The organism is Marvinbryantia sp., from assembly GCF_047017445.1.
Classification (GTDB): Bacteria; Bacillota; Clostridia; order Lachnospirales; family Lachnospiraceae; genus Marvinbryantia.
The window spans coordinates 107,654-133,663 of the sequence record NZ_JBKXTT010000011.1 but is presented as its reverse complement, the minus strand read 5'-3'; the positions used below and the strand labels follow the sequence as shown (position 1 = coordinate 133,663).

Annotated in this window: 24 protein-coding genes and 1 riboswitch; of the genes, 5 read left to right on the top strand and 19 right to left on the bottom strand. The window is 51.0% G+C overall.

Features of this window, described 5'->3' with window-relative positions; all coding sequences use genetic code 11:
• Positions 1 to 96: 96 nt before the first annotated feature.
• From ACLU9Q_RS13575 to ACLU9Q_RS13565, 3 genes are read right to left on the bottom strand one after another with little or no spacing between them, the layout of a single operon-like run.
• Entirely contained in the window at positions 97 to 978 is an 882-nt protein-coding gene (locus tag ACLU9Q_RS13575) for a CpaF family protein (protein ID WP_412625415.1), read from the bottom strand.
• On the bottom strand, positions 953 to 1,984 hold the full coding sequence (locus ACLU9Q_RS13570; RefSeq protein WP_296831261.1) for a hypothetical protein: 1,032 nt from the start codon (positions 1,982 to 1,984) through the stop codon (positions 953 to 955). Before ACLU9Q_RS13570 ends, ACLU9Q_RS13575 begins: the two co-directional genes overlap by 26 nt.
• On the bottom strand, positions 1,981 to 2,484 hold the full coding sequence (locus ACLU9Q_RS13565) for a prepilin peptidase (RefSeq protein ID WP_296831263.1): 504 nt from the start codon (positions 2,482 to 2,484) through the stop codon (positions 1,981 to 1,983). The genes ACLU9Q_RS13570 and ACLU9Q_RS13565 overlap by 4 nt, the downstream gene beginning before the upstream one ends.
• Before the next feature lie 216 nt (positions 2,485 to 2,700).
• A riboswitch (NiCo riboswitch) is annotated at positions 2,701 to 2,785 on the top strand.
• A 109-nt stretch (positions 2,786 to 2,894) separates the two neighbouring features.
• On the opposite strand from ACLU9Q_RS13565, the gene ACLU9Q_RS13560 reads away from it, so the two are divergent.
• Entirely contained in the window at positions 2,895 to 3,803 is a 909-nt protein-coding gene (locus ACLU9Q_RS13560; protein WP_296831265.1) for a cation diffusion facilitator family transporter, read from the top strand.
• 38 nt (positions 3,804 to 3,841) lie between these two features.
• Here ACLU9Q_RS13560 and ACLU9Q_RS13555 read toward each other — a convergent pair whose 3' ends face one another.
• Positions 3,842 to 4,345 carry a pyridoxamine 5'-phosphate oxidase family protein gene (locus tag ACLU9Q_RS13555; RefSeq protein ID WP_296831267.1) on the bottom strand — a complete coding sequence of 168 codons (504 nt, stop codon included), beginning with the start codon at positions 4,343 to 4,345 and terminating at the stop codon, positions 3,842 to 3,844.
• Positions 4,346 to 4,358: 13 nt separating this feature from the next.
• Positions 4,359 to 4,979 (bottom strand): NUDIX hydrolase N-terminal domain-containing protein, encoded by a 621-nt coding sequence (locus tag ACLU9Q_RS13550; RefSeq protein WP_296831269.1) that lies wholly within the window; start codon positions 4,977 to 4,979, stop codon positions 4,359 to 4,361.
• Positions 4,980 to 5,245: 266 nt separating this feature from the next.
• Between ACLU9Q_RS13550 and ACLU9Q_RS13545 the strand changes: the two genes are divergently transcribed.
• Positions 5,246 to 5,836, top strand: a complete 591-nt coding sequence (locus ACLU9Q_RS13545) for a GNAT family N-acetyltransferase (RefSeq protein WP_296831271.1) — start codon at positions 5,246 to 5,248, stop codon at positions 5,834 to 5,836.
• A gap of 226 nt (positions 5,837 to 6,062) precedes the next feature.
• On the opposite strand, the gene ACLU9Q_RS13540 is transcribed toward ACLU9Q_RS13545, so the two are convergent.
• From ACLU9Q_RS13540 to ACLU9Q_RS13520, 5 genes are all read right to left on the bottom strand, one after another.
• On the bottom strand, positions 6,063 to 7,472 hold the full coding sequence (locus ACLU9Q_RS13540) for an ATP-binding protein (RefSeq protein ID WP_296906177.1): 1,410 nt from the start codon (positions 7,470 to 7,472) through the stop codon (positions 6,063 to 6,065).
• Positions 7,473 to 7,590: 118 nt separating this feature from the next.
• A complete protein-coding gene (locus ACLU9Q_RS13535) occupies positions 7,591 to 8,760 on the bottom strand; it encodes a DUF4179 domain-containing protein (RefSeq protein ID WP_296831275.1) in 1,170 nt (389 codons plus the stop codon).
• A gap of 1 nt (position 8,761) precedes the next feature.
• Entirely contained in the window at positions 8,762 to 9,325 is a 564-nt protein-coding gene (locus ACLU9Q_RS13530) for an RNA polymerase sigma factor (RefSeq protein WP_296831277.1), read from the bottom strand.
• Between the two features lie 331 nt (positions 9,326 to 9,656).
• A complete protein-coding gene (locus ACLU9Q_RS13525; protein ID WP_296831279.1) occupies positions 9,657 to 11,849 on the bottom strand; it encodes an alpha-galactosidase in 2,193 nt (730 codons plus the stop codon).
• Positions 11,850 to 11,879: 30 nt separating this feature from the next.
• A complete protein-coding gene (locus ACLU9Q_RS13520) occupies positions 11,880 to 12,506 on the bottom strand; it encodes an NUDIX hydrolase (RefSeq protein WP_296831281.1) in 627 nt (208 codons plus the stop codon).
• Positions 12,507 to 12,803: 297 nt separating this feature from the next.
• On the opposite strand from ACLU9Q_RS13520, the gene ACLU9Q_RS13515 reads away from it, so the two are divergent.
• Both ACLU9Q_RS13515 and ACLU9Q_RS13510 read left to right on the top strand, forming a co-directional pair.
• Positions 12,804 to 13,250, top strand: coding sequence for an MATE family efflux transporter (locus tag ACLU9Q_RS13515; protein WP_412625413.1), 447 nt, complete (start codon positions 12,804 to 12,806; stop codon positions 13,248 to 13,250).
• Positions 13,219 to 14,130 (top strand): MATE family efflux transporter, encoded by a 912-nt coding sequence (locus ACLU9Q_RS13510; RefSeq protein ID WP_412625411.1) that lies wholly within the window; start codon positions 13,219 to 13,221, stop codon positions 14,128 to 14,130. The genes ACLU9Q_RS13515 and ACLU9Q_RS13510 overlap by 32 nt, the downstream gene beginning before the upstream one ends.
• A 47-nt stretch (positions 14,131 to 14,177) precedes the next feature.
• Here the strand turns inward: ACLU9Q_RS13510 and ACLU9Q_RS13505 are convergent, their stop codons facing one another.
• The 4 genes from ACLU9Q_RS13505 to ACLU9Q_RS13490 all read right to left on the bottom strand — a co-directional run bounded on the left by ACLU9Q_RS13505 (position 14,178) and on the right by ACLU9Q_RS13490 (position 18,523).
• On the bottom strand, positions 14,178 to 15,110 hold the full coding sequence (locus ACLU9Q_RS13505; RefSeq protein WP_412625410.1) for a gamma-glutamyl-gamma-aminobutyrate hydrolase family protein: 933 nt from the start codon (positions 15,108 to 15,110) through the stop codon (positions 14,178 to 14,180).
• A gap of 293 nt (positions 15,111 to 15,403) precedes the next feature.
• On the bottom strand, positions 15,404 to 16,597 hold the full coding sequence (locus ACLU9Q_RS13500) for a BREX system ATP-binding domain-containing protein (RefSeq protein ID WP_296831287.1): 1,194 nt from the start codon (positions 16,595 to 16,597) through the stop codon (positions 15,404 to 15,406).
• Positions 16,590 to 17,744, bottom strand: a complete 1,155-nt coding sequence (locus tag ACLU9Q_RS13495) for a BREX system ATP-binding domain-containing protein (protein ID WP_296831290.1) — start codon at positions 17,742 to 17,744, stop codon at positions 16,590 to 16,592. The genes ACLU9Q_RS13500 and ACLU9Q_RS13495 overlap by 8 nt, the downstream gene beginning before the upstream one ends.
• Positions 17,745 to 17,755: 11 nt before the next feature.
• Positions 17,756 to 18,523 carry a hypothetical protein gene (locus ACLU9Q_RS13490; protein ID WP_296906174.1) on the bottom strand — a complete coding sequence of 256 codons (768 nt, stop codon included), beginning with the start codon at positions 18,521 to 18,523 and terminating at the stop codon, positions 17,756 to 17,758.
• 217 nt (positions 18,524 to 18,740) lie between these two features.
• On the opposite strand from ACLU9Q_RS13490, the gene ACLU9Q_RS13485 reads away from it, so the two are divergent.
• Positions 18,741 to 20,339 (top strand): DEAD/DEAH box helicase, encoded by a 1,599-nt coding sequence (locus ACLU9Q_RS13485; RefSeq protein ID WP_296831294.1) that lies wholly within the window; start codon positions 18,741 to 18,743, stop codon positions 20,337 to 20,339.
• Here the strand turns inward: ACLU9Q_RS13485 and ACLU9Q_RS13480 are convergent, their stop codons facing one another.
• The 5 genes from ACLU9Q_RS13480 to ACLU9Q_RS13460 form a co-directional block, all read right to left on the bottom strand.
• A complete protein-coding gene (locus ACLU9Q_RS13480) occupies positions 20,340 to 22,766 on the bottom strand; it encodes a glycoside hydrolase family 3 protein (RefSeq protein ID WP_296906168.1) in 2,427 nt (808 codons plus the stop codon).
• Positions 22,767 to 22,772: 6 nt separating this feature from the next.
• Complete coding sequence (locus tag ACLU9Q_RS13475) at positions 22,773 to 24,383, bottom strand: Ig-like domain-containing protein (RefSeq protein ID WP_296831298.1); 1,611 nt, start codon at positions 24,381 to 24,383, stop codon at positions 22,773 to 22,775.
• Between the two features lie 170 nt (positions 24,384 to 24,553).
• A complete protein-coding gene (locus ACLU9Q_RS13470) occupies positions 24,554 to 24,976 on the bottom strand; it encodes a flavodoxin (protein ID WP_296831299.1) in 423 nt (140 codons plus the stop codon).
• A 62-nt stretch (positions 24,977 to 25,038) separates the two neighbouring features.
• On the bottom strand, positions 25,039 to 25,590 hold the full coding sequence (locus ACLU9Q_RS13465) for a DUF3793 family protein (RefSeq protein ID WP_296831302.1): 552 nt from the start codon (positions 25,588 to 25,590) through the stop codon (positions 25,039 to 25,041).
• A 20-nt stretch (positions 25,591 to 25,610) separates the two neighbouring features.
• A complete protein-coding gene (locus tag ACLU9Q_RS13460; RefSeq protein ID WP_296831304.1) occupies positions 25,611 to 25,898 on the bottom strand; it encodes a DUF2325 domain-containing protein in 288 nt (95 codons plus the stop codon).
• Positions 25,899 to 26,010 lie beyond the last annotated feature (112 nt).

Sequence of the window (26,010 nt, the reverse complement as noted above, 5' to 3'; positions counted from 1 at the left end):
TGCTGACAAGTGATAAAATCATATCAGTGACAGCTCATGAAATCACTAACATCTAATCTATATTTTCCATCCTTATACACGTTATATATATAATTGTTATATAGTACATATAATCGCCTGGATCATGTCGATCGTCTCCTCTCCGCGCACTTCGCCTACGATAACTCTGTCCGGCCGCATACGCAAACTCGCGCGAATGAGGTCGCGGATGGTGATGGCGTGCTCGCCCTGGGTGTTTTCCCTGCGCGCCTCCAGCCGGACGAGGTTGGAAACACCCTGTATCTGCAGTTCCGCATTGTCCTCAATGGTGATGATGCGCTCATCCTTTGGGATAAAATCTGACAGCGCATTTAAAAATGTGGTCTTGCCGGAGCCGGTGCCGCCGCTGATGAAAATATTGTATCCGGCAATTACCAGCCTGCGCAGAAACTGCACGGCTTCCTCCGTAACAGCGCCCCACGCAACGAGCTGCTGCATGGTAATCGGTCTTTTGGGAAACTGACGGATGGTAATGATCGGACCGTTTATGGCAACCGGCGGAAGCACCATGTTCACACGCGCCCCGTTTTCCAGACGGGCGTCCACGATCGGCACCGTAGCGTTTACGATACGGTTACTCCTCCCGGCGATCGTCTGCACAAGATCCTCAATTTTTTCCTGTGAGGTAAAACCCTTTTCCCACTTTTCCACCCGTCCGGAGCGCTCGATAAAAATACCGTCCAGACCGTTCACCATAACCTCTGTTACCTGATCATTGTCCACAAGCTCCTGCAAAAGATCCAGCTTTCTCACGGAATTGAACAGCTCCGTGCGCAGTGCATCCCGCCTGCGCAGGCTCCGGTACGCCCCATCGTCCTTCCTTAGCAGTAACCGGTCTATCTGCTCATAGATTTCTCCGTCACTGATATCGCGCCCGGTATCCAGAAGCTCCATCAATCTGCCGTGGAGTTCCTTAAATTCCGCCTGCTCCCGCTCCATACGCTTCCTCCTCCAGCATCTCGCGCACAAAATTTCCCATCGGTCCGTCCGTCAGCTGTTCCAGAAAATATTCTCCCTGCATCACCGGCGCGCAGAATGGCAGCACCATTCTGCGTGATTTTTCCAGGATTTCCTCAAAATCCATTTCCCTCAACAGGTTTTCATACTGCGCAATTTTCGCTTTCGACACCGTATCCTCGCAGACCGGCGTATAAATGACGCCGCACTGTGAAAGCAGCGAAAACACCTCGCCGATCGGCTGTCCGATATCAAGAATTATCGTCTCATACGCACTGAACGAAACCAGCTCATTTAAAAGCTGTATCCACTCCGCCAGATTGATCTCCCGCAAATCCTGCGAGCAGGGCGTAGGCGGCAGGTAATCCATGCCGCCAAGCTTCTGCATGGCAGCATTCAGCTTTAAAACAACGTTTCCACGATTTTGGCGCAAAAAATACATGACATCGGAAATATCCGACGATGCCTGACGATCCAGCAGCGAGGAAAAACCGGAATAATCCTCCAGATTGATGTAAAGTACAGACTGGTGCTGTGCCAGTATCTGTCCGAGCGTCAGCGCAAAGCAGGTTTTTCCGCAGCGGCTGACAGGGGAGTATACTCCACATATCTTTACGCGGCGCTTCAGGGCAAGCTCCTGCTGCGGCGGAACTTCCTGACGCGCATAGCAGCTCATCACCTCCGCAACCAGACTCTCCGACGACTGATATTTGTATACCGCCGGACAGTCCTCATATTCCCTAGGCGCCTCGCCCTCGGAGAGTACCATGATCCTGCGGATATTCATATGCCTGATTTCCTCACACATCATTTTTGCGGAAACAAGCAGCAAATCCAGCGTATTCTGCTGCGCATATGCCCGCAGACTTTCCACACTGCCGAATACCAGTGTCTCAAAAGGCATGCTCTGCCGCTCCGACAGGTATTCCATCAGATTGTACGCATACGTTTCTTCCATATCTAAAATAGCAAACTTTTGTTTCTTCATAAAAATCCTCCCATCAACGGCAGACTTCCAATGAGAACCGGAATGGAAAAATAAAGATATGCCGGATTTTCCCGTTCCTGGATATAGGGAGTCCATTTCCCTCCCTGCCGGATTTTTTTTATATATTGGACAAAATAGTTCAGACGCCGCCTCAGAATACGGTGTTTGACAAGCACTGCCAGAGATAGAGCCCCGGCAGCAAGAAAAGATAAACAGATGCATTTCAGACTTCCTGCCGCGCCGAAAAATCCGCCCGACATCATAAGAAGTTTTATATCGCCCGCCCCAAGCATCCGAAAATAGTGCAGGATGCCAAGAATCAGCAGAGGAAGTAATACTCCGCCTGCATATGCAAACATCCCCGGCGGACCTTTCGCGCTCCACTGATACGCCGCACCTGTAATCAGTCCGGCCATGATCAGGGCATTTGGTATCTTTCTCTGGTATAAATCGCAAAGAACCGCTGCCGCCAAAAAAGGTAATAAATAAATGCCCGTCATACTCTTCCTCCTTTCTTTTGAGTTGTATTATATATGATATGTGCTTTAATGTCAACTGTTTATGATATTAATTTTCTTTATTTTTTACCAGATTTGTTTTTATAACATTTTGTTTCAAAAAGTCCAGACTAACTTTCAAAAAGTCTGGACTAACCTGTTGACAAATACTGGCATCCGTGCTATTCTACAATAACTCTTTGCACTGCATATAAATCTACAGTACAAACTGAGCAGACCGCAGCGGATTGCTGTGGAGTCGGGTCACATGCGTGACAGTGGAAGCTTCATCCACGGGACAGTTGTTGCTTATACTGATTCGTGGGTGTTTTTTTATTCAAAAAAGCAATTCTTCGAAAACCCCACATATATTTAGTGCCATAGAGCTATCTTATCTTTGGGAGGTAACTGATATGGAGAAAAACAGAATCGCACAGGAAAATGATTTTCAGAAAACCGCCAACAAGGTATCGGCTGTAACGATCGCAGCAAATGCATTGCTCGCCGTTTTCAAACTGTTTGCCGGAGTTTTCGCGCATTCCAGCGCAATGATCAGCGACGCCGTTCATTCCGCGTCCGATGTGTTCAGCACGATTGTGGTGATCATCGGCATCCGGCTTGCATCGAAGGAATCCGACCGCGAACACCCCTACGGGCACGAGCGGATGGAGTGTGTCGCCGCTATCGTCCTCGCAATGGTACTTTTTATCACCGGACTCGGTATTGGTGCGGATGCACTGCAGGACATTCTGCGCGGCGATTACAGCAATCTGCAGGTACCGGGTATTCTGGCGCTGGCTGCCGCCGTTATTTCCATCGCGGTGAAGGAAATGATGTTCTGGTACACCAGGTTCTACGCGAAAAAAATTGATTCCAGCGCTCTGATGGCGGACGCCTGGCATCACCGCTCCGACGCCTTTTCTTCCGTCGGCGCGCTCATCGGTATCGCAGGCGCAAGGCTAGGCTTCCCGATCATGGATTCCATCGCCAGCCTGGTTATTTTCGTGTTTATTGTGAAAGCAGCATTTGATATTTTCAAGGATGCGGTTGATAAGATGGTAGATCATTCCTGCGACGAGGAAACGGAAGGCCAGATTCGCGACTGCGCAATGAAAAATCCCAATGTGCTTGGGCTTGACCTGCTCCAGACGCGTATATTCGGCAACAAAATATATGTGGATATCGAAATTCTTGTGGACGGCTCCTATCCGCTCTGGAAAGCGCACAAGGTTGCCGAGACGGTGCATGATGATATCGAGCAGAGTTTTCCGAAAATTAAACATATTATGGTGCATGTAAATCCGGCGGAAGTGACGGAGTGAAAATACCGCCCGGAAAATTTCCCCGGGCGGCAGATATCTCATTTTTGCTTTCTCTGCTCTGCATGGCTGCGCCTCTTTTTGTCGTGAATTTTCCCGGTCATCTGTTCGACAACGAGCTTAAATACCCTGGTTTTCGCCACAACCGCCGGATTAAACGGGAAATCCCCTTCGCGGTAATGCTCCATGAGAATCCGCAGCGCCGCAAGCTTTTCCTCATCGGGAACCATCTCAATATGTCCGCGCCCGATCACGCTCTCATAATCCATCGTACAACTGCAGTTATCCTCCCCGCACCACAGCTCGTGTCCGCAGTCCATCTCAAAGCCCGCCCGGCTGTCCTGCCGCATCAGCTCATACTTCGTGCCATCCGGTGCGCCGTGAAAATAAAGCTCCGCCCTGCCATCCTTCACCGCCAGCCCAAAATTGAGCGGCAATATATAAGGATAGCCGCCGTCGTTCAGAGCGATACGGCACACATCGCATTTTTTCATGATCGCAATTAATTCCTCGAAATCCGTTACTTCTCTGTCTTTGCGTCTCATAAAAGTCTCCCTCTTAATCAATCAGCGTCTTCCAGTTCTCCGCGTGATACGCTTCAAAACACATCAAAATCTGCTCCTCGTTATTCTTTTCCTGCGCGAGCGGCGGCAGCTTGTCCCTGCCAAAATAGCGGCTCTCCACAGTTTCAATATTCTCCTTAAAGAAACCGCCGGTGACGGAGCAGAGCGCGAACACCTTGCAGATCTTATAGGCATAGATTGGAAGGTTGTGCTTTTCGCGATCCTGCACCGCGATCACGAGATCGACGGTGACGTCCAGCCCGGCCTCTTCCTTTACTTCTTTTATGATGTTTTCCTTCACGGATACATTGACGTCCACCCAGCCGCCCGGCAATGACCAGGTTCCGTTTTTCTCTTTTACAAGAAGAATTTTATCGTCCTTAAAAATCGCTGCGCGCGTATCAAGCTTTGGCGTCTGATAACCCACGTCGCCGCAGAACAAATCCTTCACCTTTTCCAGCGGAATTTCCGTCTTATAGCTGAGCATTTCCGCAGCAATCTCCCGGATACGCCCGTATCTCTCCAGATCGAAGCTGTCTTTTCCATAAAATAAACCTGCCTGTGCGATGCTCTGCAGCTCTACCGCCCAATCGAGCCATTTTTCATTCTTTTCCATACGTTTCCTCATTTCCGCCGGTCATTCCTGCCCGCTCAAAATTTTTTCAGACGCTCCGCATCCGAAAGTGTATTCTTTCTTTTACAATATCCAGTTTTTCCACCCTTGTCAATGAAAATCACGCTTGCATATTGTATATACTAGGCATATACTTATTTCTGACACAAACGGAGCCGCTGCGCCTGCACCCTTTTTACCGGAAGCACGCCCCCTGTTCTGTCAAAAAAATTATGCTATATACTACAGAAATTCAGAAAGGAATCCGCATGATAAACAGAAAAGATATTTGCATCCGCGCCGTCACACCGGATGACGCGCAGCAGCTTTTAGATATTTACACACCCTATGTAGAAAAAACGGCGATCACCTTTGAATATGACGTGCCGACATTAGAGGAATTTCAAAACCGCATCCGCAAAACGCTGCAGCGTTACCCGTATATTGCCGCGGAAAAGGACGGCGAGCTTCTCGGCTACGCCTACACCGGTCCCTTCGTCGGCAGAGCGGCTTATGACTGGGCTGTGGAGACAAGCATTTACCTGCGCGAGGACTGCCGCAAAATGGGCATCGGGAAAATGCTCTATGAAAAAATCGAGGAAATCTCCCGGGCGCAGAACATTCTCAGCCTGAATGCCTGCATCGGTCTCCCGGAAATCCCGGACGAGCATCTGGACGACAACAGCGTGCGGTTTCATGCACACATCGGCTTTGATATGGTCGGAGAATTCCACAAGTGCGGCTACAAATTCGGCACCTGGTACAACATGGTCTGGATGGAGAAAATGATCGCCGAACATCCGGCTGTTCCCGCGCCGATCATTGCTTTCCCCGATTTGGATATAAAATACCTGTTTTAATCATAAGCCACGGGCAAAAATGACCGGATAGCCTCCAAAGTCCGGTCATTCTCCCCAAATCATATCATAAACTGCTTCTGTTTTGCCATTTCTTCATTCAGAATATTGAAGCTGGGAATCTTCCAGATTCGTAATTCATCCTGCAGCATTTTTCTGAATACATCCTGGAATTTATTAAAAAATCCCCCTCTTTCTACCCCAGCGGCACAATAATCACCCAGTCGTTTTAACGCATTTCCATTAATTTTCTGATGTCCACAAGAATAATATTCTCATTTTTTTCTGCTTCTTCCGTCACTGCCTGTGTAAAACCAGTTTTTGAAAAAAGTATAAACCACGTATTTGTTCTTCTGGGATTGAAAACATCCGCTTTCTTCTGCAGTCCGTAAAGCACTGCCAGATCAAGTTTTTCATTACGCCATTTACATTCGCCAATCAGATAATCCTTCCCATCGTTTGCAATCAGGTCTATTTCCACCTGCTTTCTGGTAACCGGATCCGTTCCCCACCATCTTCCGATAGACGTAAACAGAATAGGCAGTTTGCCTTTTGCATTCTGTGCTATCATATAATCCATGCATACTTTTTCAAATACAAGACCCATATAGCTGCTATAATCCGGTTCTATCCGTTTTATCCATACGACATCTCCTGCACCGGTTTCAATCAGGGTTCTGTTTGTAAAAACATACCGGTACCAGAATCGGAACATAAAGTCAGATATTCCATAAAGTGTCTTTCTGGAAGATTCTTTCTCACCAAAAGGTGTTTCCTTATAAAGAATTCCCAACTCACAGAGCGTTTTAATATATTTCAGACATTTTGCAGCATCTTCACCTATCTTTGTCGAAATTTCATTAGCTTTTGTATATCCTCTCGCAATTGCTTCAATAATAGCACTGTATATACCAGGTTCCTGCACTTCCTGGCGCAAAAGCAGAAGCGGTTCCTCGTACAAATAAGATGTATTTTTTAAAAATGCTCTTTTGATATTTTCTTCAAAGGTTTCATTTTTTTCAATCTGCTGCAGATACAAAGGTGTTCCCCCAAACGCTCCATATAATTCCAGCTTTTCTGCATCAGAAAATCCCTCCATAAATTCAGCACCCGTCTGATAGCTAAAGGGCTTCATGTGAAGCTGCCCGGTCCTTCTTCCGAAAAGAGGACTTTGAGAGCCAAGCACTTCCTTTTCCATAAAACCCATATAACTTCCACACAGTACAATAAACAAATTACCATTTTTCAGGCGGTGATCAATCAAATGCTGAAATTCCGAAAGCAATGCCCGGTTCTTTCTTACAAGATACGGAAATTCATCAATTACAAGCACCAATCTCTGATCTTTCTGACGTTCATCAATATATGATAATGCATTGGTCCAGGACGAAAACGATTCCAGGTTCGTTTCATTGTAAAATTGAAATACCTGTACTGAAAATTTCTCCAAGTTTAATTTTTCGTTACTTTGCTCTGCTGAATAAAAAATATTGTCTTTATCTTTGCAAAATTCATTGAGCAGAGTCGTTTTTCCTATACGCCTGCGCCCATATAATACAAACAGCTGAAATTTGTGCTGTGCATACATTTCATTCAGGTCAGCAAGTTCTTTTTCTCTCCCTATGAAAATATCCTGCATTTCCTACATCTCCACATCATAATTAACTTTTAAGTAAATAACTTTCAAGTTAATTATGATGTGCTTTTTTCAATTTGTCAAGCTGTCAGCTTTATTTATTAAAAAATCCCCCCTCTTTCTACCCAAGCGGCACAATATAGAATTCCTCTTCTGCAGGCACCGTGTCCGTTTCCGAATAGGATTTCCAAAACAAAAGGTCCGCCACCTGCTCCACGTCTATCACTCGCTGGAAGGTTGTCATATATTTGAAGATATCGGGATTTTCCTCCGTGTATCCCAGACTGCCTCCGCCATAGAGAAGCGAGATCGTTCCATCCTTCATGCGCACTCCGGCAAAGATGGGCGGTTCCACATAGGTTGTATGCACGGTCTCTTCTCCGTCCGCGCCGATTCCAGTCTCGGTCATTTCCTGTTTCGGGAAGTCATACAGAATTACCGCGGACAGCGGTGAAAGCTCCGCCTGCTGCACTACCGCGCCGCTCTCTCCCAGTTCTGCATCCAGCGTATACGTTTCCGTCATATCCTTTCCCGGCAGCGTCCAGTCGAAGCTCCAGGTTCCCTCTGCCTCAACCTCCACATCGCTTACCTTTCCGGTATAATAGCCAAGGTCCTGCAGCTCCACATGGATGGGTCTGCCAATATAGTAATCGCTTTTATCCCGGTTCAGCCATATCTGATATTCCATGCTCCCGTCCTCCAGCACGTAGCTGCTTTGCTCCCCTTCTTCCACCGGCGTGCCGTCCGCATGAGCCGCCATGCCGTTTTCATCCGAGACCAGACCATCATAAAAGTCATAGGATTCGCTGCCTCCATATATGCCGTCCCCATCATCATCCACCTCCGCATAGGCGTAGGCGAATTGCGGCTGCATCCCCTCTGGCGGCTGGTATCCCTCAACCTTAAAGGAAATAAACGCACTGTAATTACCGACTATGCAGTCCAGCAGTGTCACGGTAACATCTCCCTGCGTGACGGACTTTCCGGAGCCGGAATAATTTGTCAACATTTTATTGTCCACCAGCTCCTCGCGCTGCTCAGGCGTTATCTGCATTCCCTCCTCCAGCGATCTGCTCCACTGTATATACGCCGCTGCGCCAACGCTGGCCGCACCAACCGCCAGTACCGCCGCTGCCGCTACCACCCATGCATTTTTCCAGATCGTCCGATGCGAATGCCGCTCTCCCTTATCGGGAAGCTGTGAAAATGTGTCTGTATATTTTGTTAATACCTGCTTAGGAATCTCAATATCCTCCTGCAGCCCATGAATCATATCTTCAAATCTGCCCATCTCAAACTCTCCTTTCCGCCATGCAAAACAACTTATTGTCCATAAGGTCAGCCTGCCGTATGATCTTGCTGCCGCTCGTATACTGGACCTCCAACTTTTTCCTCGCCGTCACCAGCCTGCCCCTCACGGTATTTTCATTTACCTCCAGGATTTCGGCAATTTCTCTGGTTTTAAAGCCCTGCACATAATACAGCACAATAACGGTGCGATATTTTTCATCGAGACAGTTTAAGAACTGCTCCCACTCCACGTTCGCATATCCGTCCTCCGGGAATGCCGCCTCTGGCACCTCCCCGCCGGCAATCGTCCGCGCGCGCTGGCGCCAGATTGCATTGCAGTTGTTAATCAGAATGCGCATCAGCCACGTCTGAAAATATTTATCCTTCTGCAGGGTGTCGATTTTTTCCCAGCACGCCAACACCGTGTCCTGCATAGCGTCGGCAACGTCCTCATCGTTCTTCAGGATTGCCTTCGCCACCTTATACATCGCCCTAGTCTGCTCCTCCATCAGCTCCTGGAACGCCGCCTTGTCGCGCTTCTTTGCCTTTCTTATTAATAGATTCATTGTAATTTCCCTTCTTTCCTGAGAGGTCCGGATCTCTTTTTACATATTACACCTATTAGATGAACGGGAAAGGGATTTTGTTGGGATGATATTAAAAAAATTTGCAGCTTTGGAAATTTTTATACCCGCCGGAGCGCGCCGCCGCAAAGCGGCAAAAATAATGCCCGCCGGAAGGGATTCTCTTCCGGCAGGCATTCCTCATATATTTTATTCTGTTTTCCACATACGCGTTCCCAGACGGCAATCCGGCTGCCATTCCATCTGCAGCCTTCACCAGCAATCTGCCTGCGCTTTTATCCTCAGCCTTCACTGGCAGCCCTGCCGCAGCGGTTTACTCCACCTTCACAAAATAATACAGCTTCCCGACGAAGTCTCCCTTCATCGGCGGCACGAGGATTCCGGCGTTCATAAGCACGGCGCCGCTATAGGTTTCGCCGGTACCCTCCAGCCAATAATTTGCGTCGGGCTTCAGATTTTTGAGACGCACGCGACGGCTATGATAGTTGGGGCGGGCGAGCGTCTGGATATAGGTGACGAGCGCCTCGCTTCCGTCCTTCGCTGTCACCTGCCAGCAATCATACAGATGATTTTCCCGGTAAGAGGCAATGCGGTCGTAGTCGCCCTCGCGCACGAGGTCGTTGTATTTGTGATACATGTCCGCCTGCTGCGGGATCTGCGCGCGGTCCGCCTCCGATATTTTCGTGATATCAAGCTCATAGCCAAAGGTGCCCGCCAGAGCCACATAGCCGCGCATCTCAAACGGCGTCTGCCGTCCGGTGATATGGTTCGGGCAGTCGCTCACGTGCGCACCCATCGCGGAGAGCGGATAGACGAGCGCCGTTCCCTCCTGGATCGCCAGGCGCTCCAAAGCATCGGTATCGTCCGAGCACCAGATCTGCGGGCTGTAGTAGAGCATTCCGGCGTCAAAGCGCGCGCCGCCGCCGGAGCAGTTTTCCAGCAGAAGCTCCGGAAACTCCGTTACCAGACGCTCCTGCATATGATAAAGCCCCAGCACGTATCGGTGAAACAGCTCTCCCTGGCAGTCCGCCTCCAGACGGGCACTGCCAAGGTCGGTGAGCTGGCGGTTCATGTCCCACTTCACATAGTCAATATCTGTCTCGCGCAGGATGGAAGCCACGCACTCATAGGCGTAATCCGCCACCTCCGGGCGCGACAGATCGAGCACATACTGCCGACGGATCATCACAGGCTCTCTGCCCGGCGTCCGGATCGCCCAGTCGGGATGCGCACGGTAGAGGTCGGAATCCGGTGAGATCATCTCCGGCTCAAACCAGATGCCAAATTTCATGCCGAGCGCCTTCACCTCGTCCACCAGTTTTTTCAGTCCGCCCTTCAGCTTTTCCCCGTTCACGTACCAGTCGCCGAGCGAACAGTCGTCCGAATTTCGTTTGCCAAACCAGCCGTCGTCCATCACCAGCATCTCAATGCCGGATTCTTTCGCCTGGCGGGCGATCGCCAGAAGCTTTTCGGAATCGAAATCAAAGTAGGTTGCCTCCCAGTTGTTGATCAGGATCGGGCGCTTCTGATGCAGATATTTGCTGCGGATCAGATGATTGCGGTACAGATCATGGAAGGTTTTCGTCATCTTTCCAAGCCCGGCGTCCGAGTAGACCAGCACTGCCTCCGGCGCCTGGAAGGTCTCGCCCGGCAGCAGCCGCCAGCAGAAGCCCTGCGAATGAATGCCCATCACCATGCGCACCGCGTCATGCTGCGTCAGCTCCGTCTGCGCCAGAAAATTGCCGGAGTAGACAAAATTCATCGCATACACTTCACCGACGTCCTGCGTGGTTTCCGGAGTCACCAGAGCCAGGAAGGGATTACTCTGATGGCTGGATTCTCCGCGCACCGAGGACACACCCTGATATCCACGCGCCAGCTTCTGCCGTTCGATATGGCGCTCCCGCGCCCAGGAGCCGTTCAGCGTGATCTGCTCAAACGATTCGTTATCCATATCCAGGCAGGCGCTCAGCACGCGCTCCAGATAGATTTTTTTCTCTGATAAATTGCGCACACGCACACTGCGCATCACCGCGTCGCTGTCTTCAAACACACTGTAGCACAGCACAACCTCCAGCCCGATCACCTCATCTTCGCAATAAATGTCGAGCGTCTGGCATTCCTCTTCCTTGCCAAAGGTTGCCGGAAGCCCGGGAAGCGCAGGCTTTCCCGCATAAATCTCATGCCGCTTATAATGCAGCTCGCAGACACGGTTCCCCTCCTCCGTGCGAACCGTCAGACACGGCTCGCGGAAGTCGCCCGTCCCCTCCGCCGGATACTCAAACGGATAGACGTCCATAAACGTGCCCTTCTCCCGCGCGTGAACGGACGGCGTGAACGGCGCTTCTTCGGTGCGCAGCAGATATGCGGCGCTCAAATCCTCCAGTCTTCTTCCATAATAAATGTGCCCGACGTAGCCGGGTTCGTCGGAAAGCCCAATCATATAGGTGGTATTCGGGGTATGCAGCGCAAATACGCGCCGCTGCTCATCAAAAATAATCGCCATAACCTTGCTCCTTTTTTCTTTCATAATCTACTATTCCATCTCCAGAAACGCAAACGGCTCCTTCGGGTCTGCATGTAAAAAGTGGATCAGCGACTGCGCGCACTTCATCGCCACTTTTTCCTCGCGCAGGATGCGCTTCACCTCCTCGCGGTCAGCGATCACCACCTCAATATCCTCCGTCGCCTCTTTGGAATCGCCGTTCGGGTTTCCGGCGGCAAAGCCGTACAACACGCTGACCGATTCGTCCGTCAGCCCGACCGTGGTGTAAAAAGCATTCCGCAGCACCGGGTCGCCGCCCTCGTAAAGCTCCAGCGTCATGCCGGTTTCCTCATGAAACTCACGCACAGCAGTCGTCTCCATGCGCTCGCCCGCATCCGCCAGCCCGGCAGGCATTTCATAGACAAAATCATTGATGGGATAGCGGTACTGCTTCACCAGCACCACCTTCGAAGGATCATCTTTCAGGACAGCATAGATCATGATTCCCTCCGGCGTATTTTTACGCGTAAGACATTTTAAACTTTCGCCCTCGCCGCGCGACGCGAAGTAATAATGAAAAATCCCGCCCTCGCAATTGCGCGCCGTCAGGTCATACATGTTCAAAAAAGGATTGTCTGTCTGCTTTTCAATCCTCAAAATCTTGTTATCTCTGTCCATCAGTTTTCTCCCTCCATTTTCTGCACACTTTCACGGATAATCAGTTTTCCGTCAACTGGTTCTCTGACTCATGATATCCTTTTCTTTCCGGTATGTCAATTTCTTTAACGATGTTTTACCATTATCAAAATAATCGAAAAATCCTATTCATTTTTTCCTCTTTCCATTTTTTAATAAGAAGCGTATACTGTCAGTGGCGTAAAATTGCTCTCCAAATTTAAAGGAAAGGATACAGCCATTCAGCACAGACCGGGCATTTGCTGCGGCAGGGGACTGAATGGTTTTCGGAAGTAACATATGACAAAGGATCTGACAGTCGGAAATCCGTCTGCGGTACTCTGGAAATTCTGCCTGCCGCTGTTCGGCGGCATTATCTTTCAGCAGCTTTATAATATTGCAGACAGCCTGGTTGCAGGCAAATTTATCGGAGAAAATGCCCTCGCTGCAGTGGGCAACAGCTATGAGATCACGCTGATCTTTATCGCATTCGCGTTCGGGTGCAATATCGGATGCTCGGTAATCGTCTCGCAGTTGTTTGGGGCAAAAAAATTTGAAGAAATGAAGAGCGCCGTCTACACGACGCTGACGTCCAGCGCGGTATTATGCGCCGCTTTGATGCTGGGCGGCTTTCTGTTCTGCGAAGGGCTTCTGACCATGATAAAAACCCCGCAGGAGCTGATGGAGGATTCTCTTCTGTATCTGCGCATCTACATTGCGGGGCTTCCGTTTTTGTTTTTTTTATAATGTAGCGACCGGTATTTTCTCCGCACTCGGAGATTCGCGGACACCCTTCTGGTTTCTGGCGGTTTCCTCCACGGCAAACATCGCGGTGGACATTCTGTTCGTCACCGCTTTTGACATGGGCGTTGCGGGCGTCGCCTGGGCGACCTTCCTCTGCCAGGGCGTAAGCTGCGTGCTGGCGATCGCGGTTGTGTTAAAGCGGCTGCGGGCAGTCCCGACGCAGGGACGCATCCCGCTGTTTTCCAAAGCCCTGTTCGCAAAGATCGCCGTCATCGCGATTCCGAGCATCCTGCAGCAGAGCTTTATCTCCGTAGGAAATATCCTGATCCAGAGCGTGATCAACAGCTTCGGCGCCAGCGTCATCGCCGGATATTCCGCCGCGATCAAGCTGAACAATCTCGTGATCACGTCCTTTTCCACGCTTGGAAACGGCGTCTCAAACTACGCCGCACAGAACATCGGGGCAAACAAAACCGAGCGCGTAAACGCAGGCTTCGGTGCCGGATTAAAGCTGGTATGGCTGCTGTGCGTTCCGTTTTTTCTGTTCTACTTTTTCGCCGGGCACTGGGGACTGCTGCTGTTCATGGATCACAGTTCGGAAAATGCACTCGCCTGCGGACAGACCTTCCTGCGGATCGTATCGCCGTTTTACTTCATCGTCTCGATGAAGCTGGTAGCAGACGGCATCCTGCGCGGCGCCGGACTCATGAAGCAGTTCATGATCACTACCTTCACCGATCTCGTGCTGCGCGTCGTCCTTGCCTTCGTGCTCTCCGGCATCTTCGGCTCCACCGGCATCTGGATGGCATGGCCGGTCGGCTGGAGCATCGCAACCACGATGTCGATCATGTTTTACCGAAAGAGCTTCGGTCGGCGGAAATGACCTTCTTTTCCACGATCACCCGGCAGTCCTTCCTGTTGCAATATTTCCTATCCCCTGCACAGGGCCGCAAAATTTTTCAGCAGGCTGCCGCCCTTGCTCATTCTCTCCGGATGCCACTGAACACCGTACACCTTCAGCGACCGGTGCTCCAACGCCTCTATGGTACCGTCCTTCGCCCACTGCGTCGCTCTCAGGTTCTTTCCGATTTTAAGCGGTGCCTGATGATGCGAGCTGAAAACTTTAAGGCTTTTCCCGTATATCTTTCCGATCCGTGAATTGGCTTCGATTTTGGTTGCATGGTTTACTCCGCGGTGATTTTTGATGTTTTGCTTCAGTGTCCCGCCGAAATACACATTTATCATCTGCATTCCCTGGCAGATGCCGAGCACCGGCTTTTTCGCCTTCACAAACTTATCCAGCAGCTTATAGTGAAGCCGATCCAGAGAATTATCTATCCCGACGCTGCCCTTATTTTTTGTATGGTACATCGCCGGGTTGATGTCCGTCCCGCCCGGAAGGATCAGACCATCATAGGAGGACACTTTGATGCCGGACGATTTTACGATCACAGCATTTATCCCAAGCTTCTTCAGCGCGCCTGCCACCGCCTGCGCCTCGCCTGGACTGCTGTTCGCAACAGCGATTTTTACCGCTTTTTGTACTGTTACCTTACACTTATAGGTTTTCTTTCCTACCCTTGCCGTTATGTAAGCCGTCCCGGTTCCCTTCGCCGTCAGCTTTGCTTTGTATTTCGAATACTTTTTGACGGTGACAACTTTCTTATTTGAAGTCGACCAGACCGGCTTTGTCTTTGTCCCGGAAACTGTCAGATATGTGCTCTTCCCTTTTGTGATTTTCAAGGAAGTCTTGTTTAGCTTTGCTGCGTGCGCCGGAGCCGCGCAGAACAAAACCGTGCACAAAAATAACAGCAGGGCTGCCAGCCAGTACCGCTTGCTTCTCAGCTTTTCCTTTTTCACCATTTCACCCCTCCCACTCCCTTTTTCATATTATACTTAATTTTTCCCATGTTCACAATCCCGTTTTCCTCCTCCCTGGTCATTTCTGCTCTCCCTGGTTGCTGTTCACAGTAACCTCCCTGCTATGATACCAGGATTATAACATGCCCGGCATTATGATTTTGGAAACTTTTTACCGGTTTTGGGAACACCTGCAGGACCTGCCACAGGCAGTTTCCTTCGGATGCATGGCAGCAAAAATACCCCGGACCGCAATGTAGATTCATCGCAGTCCGGGGCGCTCTCTTTGGTTCGTTTTACTCAAATTCCTCCAGCGAAGGCACGTCCTCAGCGAACGTCTCCTTCCCCAGCTCATTGATCGTGGTTTTCCCGGCCTTTTCATACTGATAAAGCTGGTCCAGAAACTCGATCGCCGCCCGGATTTTGGTGCGCAGCAGGTAGCCGCCTGACTGCGTCGCCTCCGCAAGCGTGGAGACCGAAAGATCAGGATTCCAGCCGTAGGCTCTGCCGTGAAAATCCTGTATTTTACAGAGCACTTCGTTGATCTCGTCCCTGGTCAGCGGCAGAAGCTGCGGCGCGCCGACAAGAAGATTCAGCACGGTTTTGGCAGGCTCCTGCGCCTCCGGGTAGATCGCCTCAAGATTTTCGTACTCGTGCTTACCCTCGATGACATCCTCCACGTAGGACGCGCTGAGCGCAAAAATACTGAAAGTATTTTCCGGGCACCGATCCGGCAAAAGGAAATCCGCCATGTTCCGGTAAGCGTTCAGGCGCGCTTTCTTTCCAAGGCGTCCCATCAGCTCGGTTTCGTCGATCAAAATCACCCACCCATGATAACCCATCTGCGTAAACAGATGACTCATGAAAGAGAAATAATCACGGCAGTGCTTCGTCTTTGTAAAATTCACATTATATTTTGCAGGCTGGCTGAAAATACGGCGATAAATCTTCTTCAGCGGCGCATTTGCAATGAAATCGCCCTCCAGATCCGCCTGCAGGAGAAACTTTTCGTCCGAATCCTCCGTGTTCAGATAAGAGCGGAAAAGATAATACAGCTTATCTGTTTCCAGCTGCTTCGCCGCATAAAGCAGCATTTCATTGGCAACCGGACTGTTTGCGGATATCTTCTCCAGCTCGTGCATAAAGCCCGGCTGTCTCCGCTTCGGAAGGTAAGTATTCTGTATAATTTTCTGATAGACCAGATACAGCTTGTCCATCGGCGTTTCCTTGCTCAGCGAAAGATATGAAACAACCATGTTATTCGAATGCGCAAGGTTGAACACCGTATTCAGCAGATGCGTCTTGCCCTCTCCGTATTTTCCGCTGATGATCATTCCGCTGGATTTTCCCTGGTCACAGACCATATCCAGCCGGTTTGAGATTTCCTTCATAATTTTCGGGCGCGCCTCAGAAAAATACTGCCCTACCGCGCGCGAGGGAATGCCGGAACGCAGCGCTTCGATAATATGTCTCGCTTCGATATCATACATCCTCGTCCACCTCCTGCATTGCATTCTGAATCAGCTGCGGAATGCCGACCGCGCCGGTGCGCGCCTGCCGCACGATCTCCTCCGCCGCCTCTTTATTAAGCGGAGCTGCCGGAATGCTTTTCTGCATCTGGGCCATGCTTTCCGACATCGAGACGATCACCTCCGGCGTGTATTCCTGCGCCGCCAGACGATCCAGATCCACCATATCCGCAAAACGGTTGAACCGCTCGCCCACGATCTCATTCTGAATGCGCATCCACAATGCCTGGTACGATTTCAGACCGGCGTTCTCATCGTCCATCAGCTTGCGGTCAAAGGCGTACACAAACATGATATTCTTCATGCTGTCAATATCGTCGATAAGCTGACGGATACTCTCGTAGGTATCCTCGCGCTTCATCTTTGTATAATGAATCGGTTCCAGGCTGGAACGGCTGATCAGAATTTCCAGATCGTCAATCGCAATGAACAACCCGGAATAGCCGCCCATACGGATGACCTCCGCCAGCGAGCGCAGCATATGTCTTGCGTTATACCGCGTAATGCGGCTCGGATAGAAGTCCATTGCCCGCAGCTGAGAAAGCTTGATCGTCCGGTCGCCTTCCAGCCACGCCAGAAGCAGCTCACGATTCTGCTCCTCCAGCACCGGATAGCCCAGAATACTTCCGGTGAGCATACTGCACGCCAGGGCAAAATTGTTGTCCAGCATTGGATTGTCAAGAAAAATCTGCTTTAGCTGCGCGCGGATCTCCCGCTTTGTCAGCGCATCGCCCATCCCGTTCTGCGAGAGATAATCAATGAACCGCATCCCGTCCGGGATCTCCTGCACATCGAACCCCATCTCGCGGATCAGATGATGACTGACTGCCTCCAGACAATCCAGAATATCGCACTGGTGGAATATTTCTATGTAAATTTCCCGGAAATCATGCATCCAGACGTCGCGCGCGGAGAAGCGCACAGTCTTGTAGTTTTCCTGGCGGGCAAGCTTTGTCATAAGCTGCAGGAAGTACGTTTTTCCGCTTCCCTGGCGGCCTGTCACAAATTTGATCTTGCTGCCGCCGTCCCGGATATATTCGCGAAGGTATTTTTCCTCCCAGAAATCCGTGAGAAAATGAATCCCATTTCCGCTGTATTCTTCGTTCATCTTTTTGCTCCTTATTCATAGAAACAGATAGTTGCGAAATACTGCTCCTTCCCGTTCTTGTCGAGAATGCGGATCGCCTTGCTCTGATTCCGGCTCGAACCGAACTGGAACCTTCTTCCGTTTTTCGTCTCCTCGATTCCCGACGAATACAGCCTCGCCAGATCAAACGCAAAGCTCTGCTGATCGTAATCCTTTCGGAAACGGCCCATCGGTGTCAGGAATTTATACAGGCTCATCAGATAAATGTCGGCTCCCGGACGCTTATTCAGCTTCAACGCCGCCAGATCGTAGGCGTCCGCAAGCTCGCTGACAAAATTAAGCTCATTGAAATGCACCTTATTCAGCTTTTCCTGCCCTGCCTTCACCGTGTCCACAAAGCTCTGCGGGCGCATACACTGCACCTTTTTGCGGTCGATATAAATATCCTGGTTTTCCGCATCCAGCCTCACGCGATACGGGAACATCTCGTAAACCGGAAATTCCCCACGCACATCCACGCCTTTTTCTTTGCAGGCGTCCAGCATCTGCTGCGCAAACTCCCCGCTCTCAAAATAAGCTCTGGTGTCAAAACCGGAAACCGTGCCATCCATCTCCTTCAGCGCAGCCAAAAGCAGCTCCGCCGCCTCCGCCATCGCGCTCAGATCGCGCGAAAGCCCTTTCACGTCTCCGCTCTCCGTCTCTTTTCCCACTGCCTTAAAAAGCTTCTGCAGAGACGCAAGACGGTCCTTCACCTCTTTTTCCTGTGGCTGCAGCGCTGCGTAAAATTCCTCGTAATTCATGGTTTCATCCTTTGCATAATTTTTATTTGCCCGACGCTAAAACCGCAAAATGCAGATAGCTCCGGGCATCGCGTATTACCTTACGAAAAGTATATCTGAAATGCCTCCGCTTTTCAATAGATTGTTTCAAAAATGACTGCGATATGATAGACTATATTTAAGAACGCCCATCAGGATTGAATTTCCTTTTCTGTGCGGACGGATATCGGAAAGGAGCATGCCGCAGGTGAAACATGATCTCTACCCATGGCAGGAGGATTGTCTGAAAAAATGGTTTGCAAATGATGGCAGAGGAATGGTGCAGGCCGTTACCGGTTCCGGCAAGACGCTGCTCGCGCTGACAGCGGCGGAGCGTCTCCGCAAAAAGCTACCGCAGGAGCTGCGCGTGAAAATCGTTGTTCCCACCGGCGCGCTGATGCGCCAGTGGCACCATGCCCTGAAAATCTTTCTGGCAGACGCCGCCGAAGCAGAATCAATGCAAAAATCTGACGCTCCAATGCAAAGACCTGCGGCTGCCGGACAGAAGATCGGGCTGCGCGGCGCCGGCTGGAAATCGCCTTCAGACTGCCCATATATGATTTACGTGATCAACTCCGCGCGCTATGAGCTTGCACGGCAGATTCTTGCTGATTTAAAAGACGACGCGGCCGTCCTTCTGATCGCCGACGAATGCCATCGCTACGAGAGTGAGCAGAACAGACTCATTTTTGAATTTCTTCCATATACAAAGCCATACAAAGACCGCTTTTTCTCCCTTGGACTGTCCGCCACCCTTCCCTCCGGGCAGGCGCAGAATTATCTTGCCTCTGTTCTTGGCCGCAAAATCTATCATTACGGGATGAAGCAGGCGGCGTCCATGCGGACCATCTGCAAATACGACGTTTACCACATTGGTCTGTCCTTTCTGCCGGAGGAACAGGACGCTTATCTTTCTATCACCGAACAGATGAATTATCTGTTTGGCAGGCTCCTGCAGGCCCATCCTTATCTGAAGGCTATGTCTGTCAAAGAAAAATATGACCTGCTGCGGCTGCTCGCCAGCGATAAAAATCAAAAAACAGCCCGGGCCGCTTCCACGTATATGAATCTCTCCTTTAAGCGAAAAAGCCTTGTCTGTCTGGCGTCCGCACGCATTTCCTGCGCCTGTGAGCTGCTGGAAAGACTTCCCTCATCAGAAAAGATCATCATCTTCGGTGAGCGCATCCGCCAGGCGGAGGAGCTGTATGCTCTTTTGCAGGCAAAGCATCCCGGAAAGGTGAGCAGATATCACTCCCAGATGGGGCAGCTTGCAAACAGAAACGCGCTGAACCGCTTCCGCGACGGAAGCGCCCGGATTCTAATCGCCTGCAAAGCGATTGACGAGGGGCTTGACGTGCCCGACGCATCAATTGGCATCATCCTCTCCGGCACCTCCGTGCAGCGCCAGCGCATCCAGCGCCTCGGACGCATCCTGCGCAAGGCGGACGGAAAGGAGCGCGCCTCCCTGTATTATCTGCATCTGGAGGACACGGCTGAGGACAATTGTTTTCTCCCGGAGACATCCGAAAACCAGATATTTGATCTGGAATATTTTTCAGATACGAAGGAATTTTACAATCCGCCCTATGATAAGACGGCAGAAAAATTGCTGGCAGATATGCGGCGCGCCGGTGCGGGCGAAAAGACGCTTGCAGAAGCCCGGCGCTGCCTGCGCCTTGGAATCGTCCGCTCCGACTGGCTGCCCGGACGCGGCGATCCGGATGAAAAAATAAAAGCCGCAAAATATGTCAGCGATAAAAACTACTGGATCTGCATGAAAAAAATGCGGGAGCTGTGATCATCCAACCTTCATGATCATTTCCAGCACGCGCTTCGCACACGCTTTTACATCCTCTCTGGTAAGCTCTCCTCGCTGCAGCGCCGCCATGGTCCGTTCCGGGAAGCCACAGCCCATCTTGACGTCATTGCCCGCCTTGATTTCCTCGTGCTGCTCCGCGTAGTTCCACCAGTCGGTGGTAATCATTCCACGGAAGCCCCACTCGCCGCGCAGGATTCCGGTGAGAAGCTCCCTGTTTGCGGAAGCGCGGTGTCCATTAATGATGTTGTAGGAGGTCATGATCGTCCACGGATCGGACTCTTTTACCATGATCTCGAAGCCCTTCAGGTAAATCTCGCGCAGCGCCCGCTCCGAAACGCGCGAATCACTGTCCTTACGGTTCGTCTCTTTATTGTTGCAGGCGAAATGCTTCGCCGACGCCGCGATTCCCTGCGACTGGATGCCGCGCACCATCGCCGCTCCCATCTTTCCGGCAACCAGCGGATCCTCCGAGTAGTATTCAAAGTTTCTTCCGCAGAGCGGACTGCGGTGAATATTCATCGCCGGTGTCAGCCAGATGCCGATATTATTTTCCTTTGCTTCCCGCGCGCCTGCCTCGCCGACCTGCGCTGCCAGTTCTTCATTCCAGGTGCAGGCAAGCAGTGTCGCACACGGAAATGCCGTCGTGCAGACGCCGCACTCACGGTTGATGCGCACGCCCGCCGGACCGTCCTCCGTCATCACGTTCGGCACGCCGTATTTGGGAAGATTGCCCATCCCAAACGTGTTTGCCACGCCGGTGTTCGGCTGTCCGCACAGCAGGCGCACCAGCTCCTCGTCGGTGAGCTGCGCCATAAATTCCTCCAGAGTCGCGCGCTTTTCGTATACATCCTCCAGAGAGATCACCGGCTCCTCCTGCAAACCGCCCCAGAGCAGCTTCGGCTCCTGTGCCTGAGCGCCGGGCGCAAACGGTCCGAGCGCCTCCGCATCGTAGGACAGATCCGGCTGCTGTTCGGGATGCGTTTCCAAAGTCTCCATGCTTCCGTCCGCCAGCATCCGCTCATGCAGCAGAACCGGCGCACACTTGCTGCCCGTTTTCTCCAGCACAGCATCCGCCTCGCAGATGTACTGATAAGGAATCTCCTCTGCGCTGCGCACAGAATTTCCAAGATGGAAGCAATACGTGCCCGCTTCCAGCACCCAGGCGTTTTTCTCCACTTTTCCGCTGTCATCGTAGGAGGCAAGCGCGCTCTTCTTCACTGTCAGGCGCACAAGCTGCATCTCGCCCGGCTTTAAAAGCCTTGTCTTTGCAAACGCCTTCAGCTCTCTTTCCGGCTTTCCAAGCCTGCCCTGCGGCGCTCTCACATAGAGCTGCACCACCTCTTTGCCTTCCCTCGCCCCGACATTGGTAACGATCGCGTCCACGCTGATCTGGTCTTCCGATTCCTCCGCCTTCTGAAAGGCAATCTCAAAATCAGTGTAGGAAAGCCCGAAGCCAAACGGATACACCACCGCTTCCTGCGCAAGCGTCTCAAAGTAACGATAGCCCACATAAATATCTTCCGTATATTCCACGTAATTTTCCGACTCATGGAAATTTGCCGACGACGGATAATCCGTCAGTTTTCCGGCAAAGGTGTCCGCCAGCTTTCCGGACGGATTTACGTCGCCGCAGAGGATATCCGCCGCAGCCATACCGCCCTCTATACCGCCCTGCCATGCCAGAAGCGCACCCTGGATGCGCTCGCTGTTTTTGATCCACACAGTGTCCACCATACCGCCCACATTCAGCACGGCAACTACATGCGCAAAATGCGCCTGCACCGTCTCTATCATACGCTGCTCCGCATTGGAAAGATAAAAATCTCCCCGCTCAAAAACCTGCATACAGCGGCGAAGTATCTCATCGCAGTCCTCCGGCACATGCTCCATGCCATTGTCCTTCTGCCCGCTTTCATTAACGATCGTGCGGTCCCAGCCCTCGCCGGAAAAACGGCAGATCGTAACGATCGCGGTATCCGTAAATTTTTCAGCGCGCGAAAGCAATGCCTCCGGCACCTCCGGCTCCGCCGTCATGCCAGGCTGGACGCCCTGCGCGTATTGCTGCCGCACGTTTTCCTCATAGAAATCGCCAAGCTCCGCCAGCAGCTTTACCTTGCCCTCCTGCTCCTTTGCGCGAAGCCCGTCCAGAAGGCTTCTGGTATACGCTACCGTCACATCGCCGCTGCCGCCTCCGCCTTTTACGTAGTCTGCACATGCCTTGCCGAAAACAGCCACCCTTTTGCCAAAAGAGAACGGCAGAACGCCGTCCTCATTTTTCAGCAGAACCATACCTTCCGCCGCAGCTTTTCTCGACAATTCAATGTGCGCCCTCTGTCCTGTCACTCTGCGCCCGTCTTCTCCGAGCGGAAGACAGGGCTGATAAAAAAATCTCGCCCATTTCCTCATCTCACATTAAACCACCTTTATTTTTATTTGTATCTTGCGGCTGGTTCCGTCCGTCGTCACTGCCGTGATGACCGCCGTCCCTTTTGAAACCGCTTTGATCTTACCTGTCTGCGAAACCTGCAGCACATTTGTGTTGTTCGAGTTCCACTTCAGCGTTTTCACAGATGCATTGCCCGGTGTAATCGTCACGGAAAGCTTCTGCGTCTGGCCTTTCTTAATCTTCATACCCGATTTCACATTGCTGAACGCGATCTTCTTTACCGGAATGATCGATGTGACGTCACAGAACGCTTTCTTTCCATTCTTCGCCGTCACCGTAATGCGCGCTTTTCCGGCTTTTTTCGCCGTAAGCTCTCCTTTTGCGTTTACCGCTACAGCTTTCGGATTGCTGGATGTGAATGTCAGGTTTTTCGCATCTATACTTGTCTGCAGCGTCTTTGTCTTTCCAACATACATCAACAGCTGACTGCTGCCCAGCGTAAGCTGGTTTGCATTCGTTCCTCCGCTGCTGCCCTTCACCACAACAGTGCAGGAGCCGGTTTTATTGTTGCTCAGCCGTGCTGTGATCGTTACCTTCCCCGCTTTATGGGCAGTCACTTTTCCGGACTGACTTACCGACGCCACCTTCGGGTCGCTGGACTTCCAGTAAACAACGCGGCTGCTCTTATTTCCGGAAACGATCTTATAAGAAAACGTTGTTTTCGATCCGCTCTTCACGGAAACCTGCGATTTCGAAAATCTCAGTCTTGCGTTGTCCTGACTGCTTCCGCGCACGGTAACGTCCGCCGCAAGTGCCTGCAGCTTTTTGCAGACCTGAATGCTCTGTGCGCGGGACATCCCGTCCAGTGCCCGATAATATGCAGTTCCTTCCGGACTCTTGTTAAACAGGGTACTGTAGATCACGCATGCAGACAGGTAGCTGCCTGCAACACTCGCATGGTTTTTATCCGCGCTGTAAAGCTTCAATTCCGGGAATAGCGTACTTGCACGCTGGAAAGCGATCCCGCTCGGCGCAAGCGCCGCGTTATACTTATCCGCAAGCGCATAGTAGAGATCCGCCTTCTTCGAGAGATAATCTGCCGGAGAAGATGCCCAGCCATTGCTGTAGTCCGAATGCCCTTTTTCCGGTGCCCAGCCAAGGCAAAATACCATCTGCGCTCCGGATTTTTTGATCAGCGGGCGCAGCGCCTGCACCGCCTTTTTTGCACGGGAGGTATTTGTCACTCCCTCATATCTGCGATCCTGCAGGATAACATAATCCCATTTTTTATTATTCAGAAGCAATTTCAGCTTCTTGCTCAGCTTAACCTGCTCGGCATCATTTTTGTCAGGATATGCATAATCATAAAGGGAATAGGTGCCATGAACCACCGTCGTAATCTGCGGAGAAATTCCATTTTTTTCACACAGTCTTTTCACCATTCCCGGGACATTGTTCATATACGTATGACTGTTTCCTACAAACAGTATCTTCGGGTTCTTTTTAACGGCTTTTGCCTGCGTATTCGGCAGCGCTCCAAAGAAATCCCACATTGATGCCTGCGCAGACACCGCGCCAAATATAACAAGGAACAGGATCATCACCGGCAACAATATCCTTCTGATTTTTCGTTTCATTTATAACCCCTTACTTTTTTGCTCTTATTCCAAAACAATTGTTTACGTTGAAGTGTACTCATAACTTCCCTATTTATACTATATTACAAATGCCAGAATAATGCAAATAAAAAAGGGGATATTTTCATCCCCTTTTTGTCGCTTGTAACAGTTCATCCAGACTGTCCGCTTTAAGCAAGTGCCTTGCCAAGCGCCTCGCACGCCGCCTGCGCATCATCGTCCGGCGCATCCGCGCAGATCACGCTCTCGCACGCCAGCACAGCTCCCGCTTCTTTGCAGGTTTCCTCCCAGTTCCGCATCCATTCGCCGTCGCCCCAGCCGTAGGAACCAAACAGGGCGATCTTCTTGCCGCTCAGCTTCGATTTACATTCCTCGAAAAACGGCTCAAACTCCGTCTCCTCTAAAACCTCGTCGCCCATCGCCGGGCACCCGAACGCCGCCGCGTCGTAATCGTCCAGTTTATCCGCAGAAAACTGATCGCAGGAAAATACTTCCGTCTCCGCGCCTGCAGCCTTTGCACCCTCTCCTACTTTATTCGCCATCATCTCGGTATTTCCGGTACCGCTCCAGTAAATTACTGCTACCTTGCTCATTTTTTAGCTCCTCCTCTATAATAATCTGTCATACAGCTGCGGTAAGCTGACGCTCGCTTCTGTCATGCAGCTACCGTAAGCTGACGCACACTTCTGCCATCCTTCCACAGACGGACATAAATTTCCCGGCATTTTTTGTATTTCGCAAAGGTTTTTACCGCCTCGCATTCGTTGCAGTATACCTTCCAGCATCCGCTGCATTTGCTGCTTCTGCCAGCGTTCTCAATAAATCCGATCACATCACCCAACGGATATCCGAGGAAAACGCCGATCTCGTGCGGAAATTCTTCGCTTTCCGCCAGCCTTTGGCGCAGCTGCAGCAGCGCATACGCCGGTTCAACACTCCGGTATCCATATTTCCGCAAAAAATATGCGACCCCGGGCTGACTTAAATCCCGCTTCAGATGAGAAGTGCGACAGACATAGACCAACGCCGTACTCTTCATTTTTCGCAGAACGATCAGCTCTATTCCCTTATCCGCGAGCTGGTTGTTCCACCGGAATACGTCGCGCGTCAGCTCCTCATCCGAAGAATACGCGTAAGTAAACAAATTCGCCGTTTTCAGTGACGCTAAAGTGGGCGAGCAATGCTCGATCAAATATTTTTCCAGCATTCTTTTCATTCCTTCCAAAATTATCTTGCCCCGAAATGCTCGGATAATATCCCGTGCAGCGCCGTCGCACTGCTCGTATGCGTGCGCGCGATCGGAATATTATTGCGCTTTGCCTCCTGCGACGCACTGATCACCATTTTGTGTGAAACGGTGTTGGTAAACAAAATCAGCAGATCCGGACAGCCCAGCTTTTTCCTGATCGATCCGCTTTCCTTGGTAAAAATCTTCGCCTTACAGCCGTAACGCCTGCAAATATCCGAATACTGACATTCCATTCTCTCGTTTCCGCCAATGATTACTACGCTCATTTTGTCTCCTTTCCCTGGAAAATATACATCAGTTTCTGTGGTTTTCGAAGTTTACGAATACGGAAAATCACAGAATAACCATATGCCTGAGATGCTTTTAGTTAGTTTCATC

Excerpts from the sequence above, each read along its gene's own strand:
- ACLU9Q_RS13575 (WP_412625415.1), bottom strand. The coding sequence starts at position 978 with ATGGAGCGGGAGCAGGCGGAATTTAAGGAACTCCACGGCAGATTGATG.
- ACLU9Q_RS13570 (WP_296831261.1), bottom strand. The coding sequence starts at position 1,984 with ATGAAGAAACAAAAGTTTGCTATTTTAGATATGGAAGAAACGTATGCG.
- ACLU9Q_RS13565 (WP_296831263.1), bottom strand. The coding sequence starts at position 2,484 with ATGACGGGCATTTATTTATTACCTTTTTTGGCGGCAGCGGTTCTTTGC.
- ACLU9Q_RS13560 (WP_296831265.1), top strand. The coding sequence starts at position 2,895 with ATGGAGAAAAACAGAATCGCACAGGAAAATGATTTTCAGAAAACCGCC.
- ACLU9Q_RS13555 (WP_296831267.1), bottom strand. The coding sequence starts at position 4,345 with ATGAGACGCAAAGACAGAGAAGTAACGGATTTCGAGGAATTAATTGCG.
- ACLU9Q_RS13550 (WP_296831269.1), bottom strand. The coding sequence starts at position 4,979 with ATGGAAAAGAATGAAAAATGGCTCGATTGGGCGGTAGAGCTGCAGAGC.
- ACLU9Q_RS13545 (WP_296831271.1), top strand. The coding sequence starts at position 5,246 with ATGATAAACAGAAAAGATATTTGCATCCGCGCCGTCACACCGGATGAC.
- ACLU9Q_RS13540 (WP_296906177.1), bottom strand. The coding sequence starts at position 7,472 with ATGCAGGATATTTTCATAGGGAGAGAAAAAGAACTTGCTGACCTGAAT.
- ACLU9Q_RS13535 (WP_296831275.1), bottom strand. The coding sequence starts at position 8,760 with ATGGGCAGATTTGAAGATATGATTCATGGGCTGCAGGAGGATATTGAG.
- ACLU9Q_RS13530 (WP_296831277.1), bottom strand. The coding sequence starts at position 9,325 with ATGAATCTATTAATAAGAAAGGCAAAGAAGCGCGACAAGGCGGCGTTC.
- ACLU9Q_RS13525 (WP_296831279.1), bottom strand. The coding sequence starts at position 11,849 with ATGGCGATTATTTTTGATGAGCAGCGGCGCGTATTTGCGCTGCATACC.
- ACLU9Q_RS13520 (WP_296831281.1), bottom strand. The coding sequence starts at position 12,506 with ATGGACAGAGATAACAAGATTTTGAGGATTGAAAAGCAGACAGACAAT.
- ACLU9Q_RS13515 (WP_412625413.1), top strand. The coding sequence starts at position 12,804 with ATGACAAAGGATCTGACAGTCGGAAATCCGTCTGCGGTACTCTGGAAA.
- ACLU9Q_RS13505 (WP_412625410.1), bottom strand. The coding sequence starts at position 15,110 with ATGGTGAAAAAGGAAAAGCTGAGAAGCAAGCGGTACTGGCTGGCAGCC.
- ACLU9Q_RS13500 (WP_296831287.1), bottom strand. The coding sequence starts at position 16,597 with ATGTATGATATCGAAGCGAGACATATTATCGAAGCGCTGCGTTCCGGC.
- ACLU9Q_RS13495 (WP_296831290.1), bottom strand. The coding sequence starts at position 17,744 with ATGAACGAAGAATACAGCGGAAATGGGATTCATTTTCTCACGGATTTC.
- ACLU9Q_RS13490 (WP_296906174.1), bottom strand. The coding sequence starts at position 18,523 with ATGAATTACGAGGAATTTTACGCAGCGCTGCAGCCACAGGAAAAAGAG.
- ACLU9Q_RS13485 (WP_296831294.1), top strand. The coding sequence starts at position 18,741 with ATGCCGCAGGTGAAACATGATCTCTACCCATGGCAGGAGGATTGTCTG.
- ACLU9Q_RS13480 (WP_296906168.1), bottom strand. The coding sequence starts at position 22,766 with ATGAGGAAATGGGCGAGATTTTTTTATCAGCCCTGTCTTCCGCTCGGA.
- ACLU9Q_RS13475 (WP_296831298.1), bottom strand. The coding sequence starts at position 24,383 with ATGAAACGAAAAATCAGAAGGATATTGTTGCCGGTGATGATCCTGTTC.
- ACLU9Q_RS13470 (WP_296831299.1), bottom strand. The coding sequence starts at position 24,976 with ATGAGCAAGGTAGCAGTAATTTACTGGAGCGGTACCGGAAATACCGAG.
- ACLU9Q_RS13465 (WP_296831302.1), bottom strand. The coding sequence starts at position 25,590 with ATGCTGGAAAAATATTTGATCGAGCATTGCTCGCCCACTTTAGCGTCA.
- ACLU9Q_RS13460 (WP_296831304.1), bottom strand. The coding sequence starts at position 25,898 with ATGAGCGTAGTAATCATTGGCGGAAACGAGAGAATGGAATGTCAGTAT.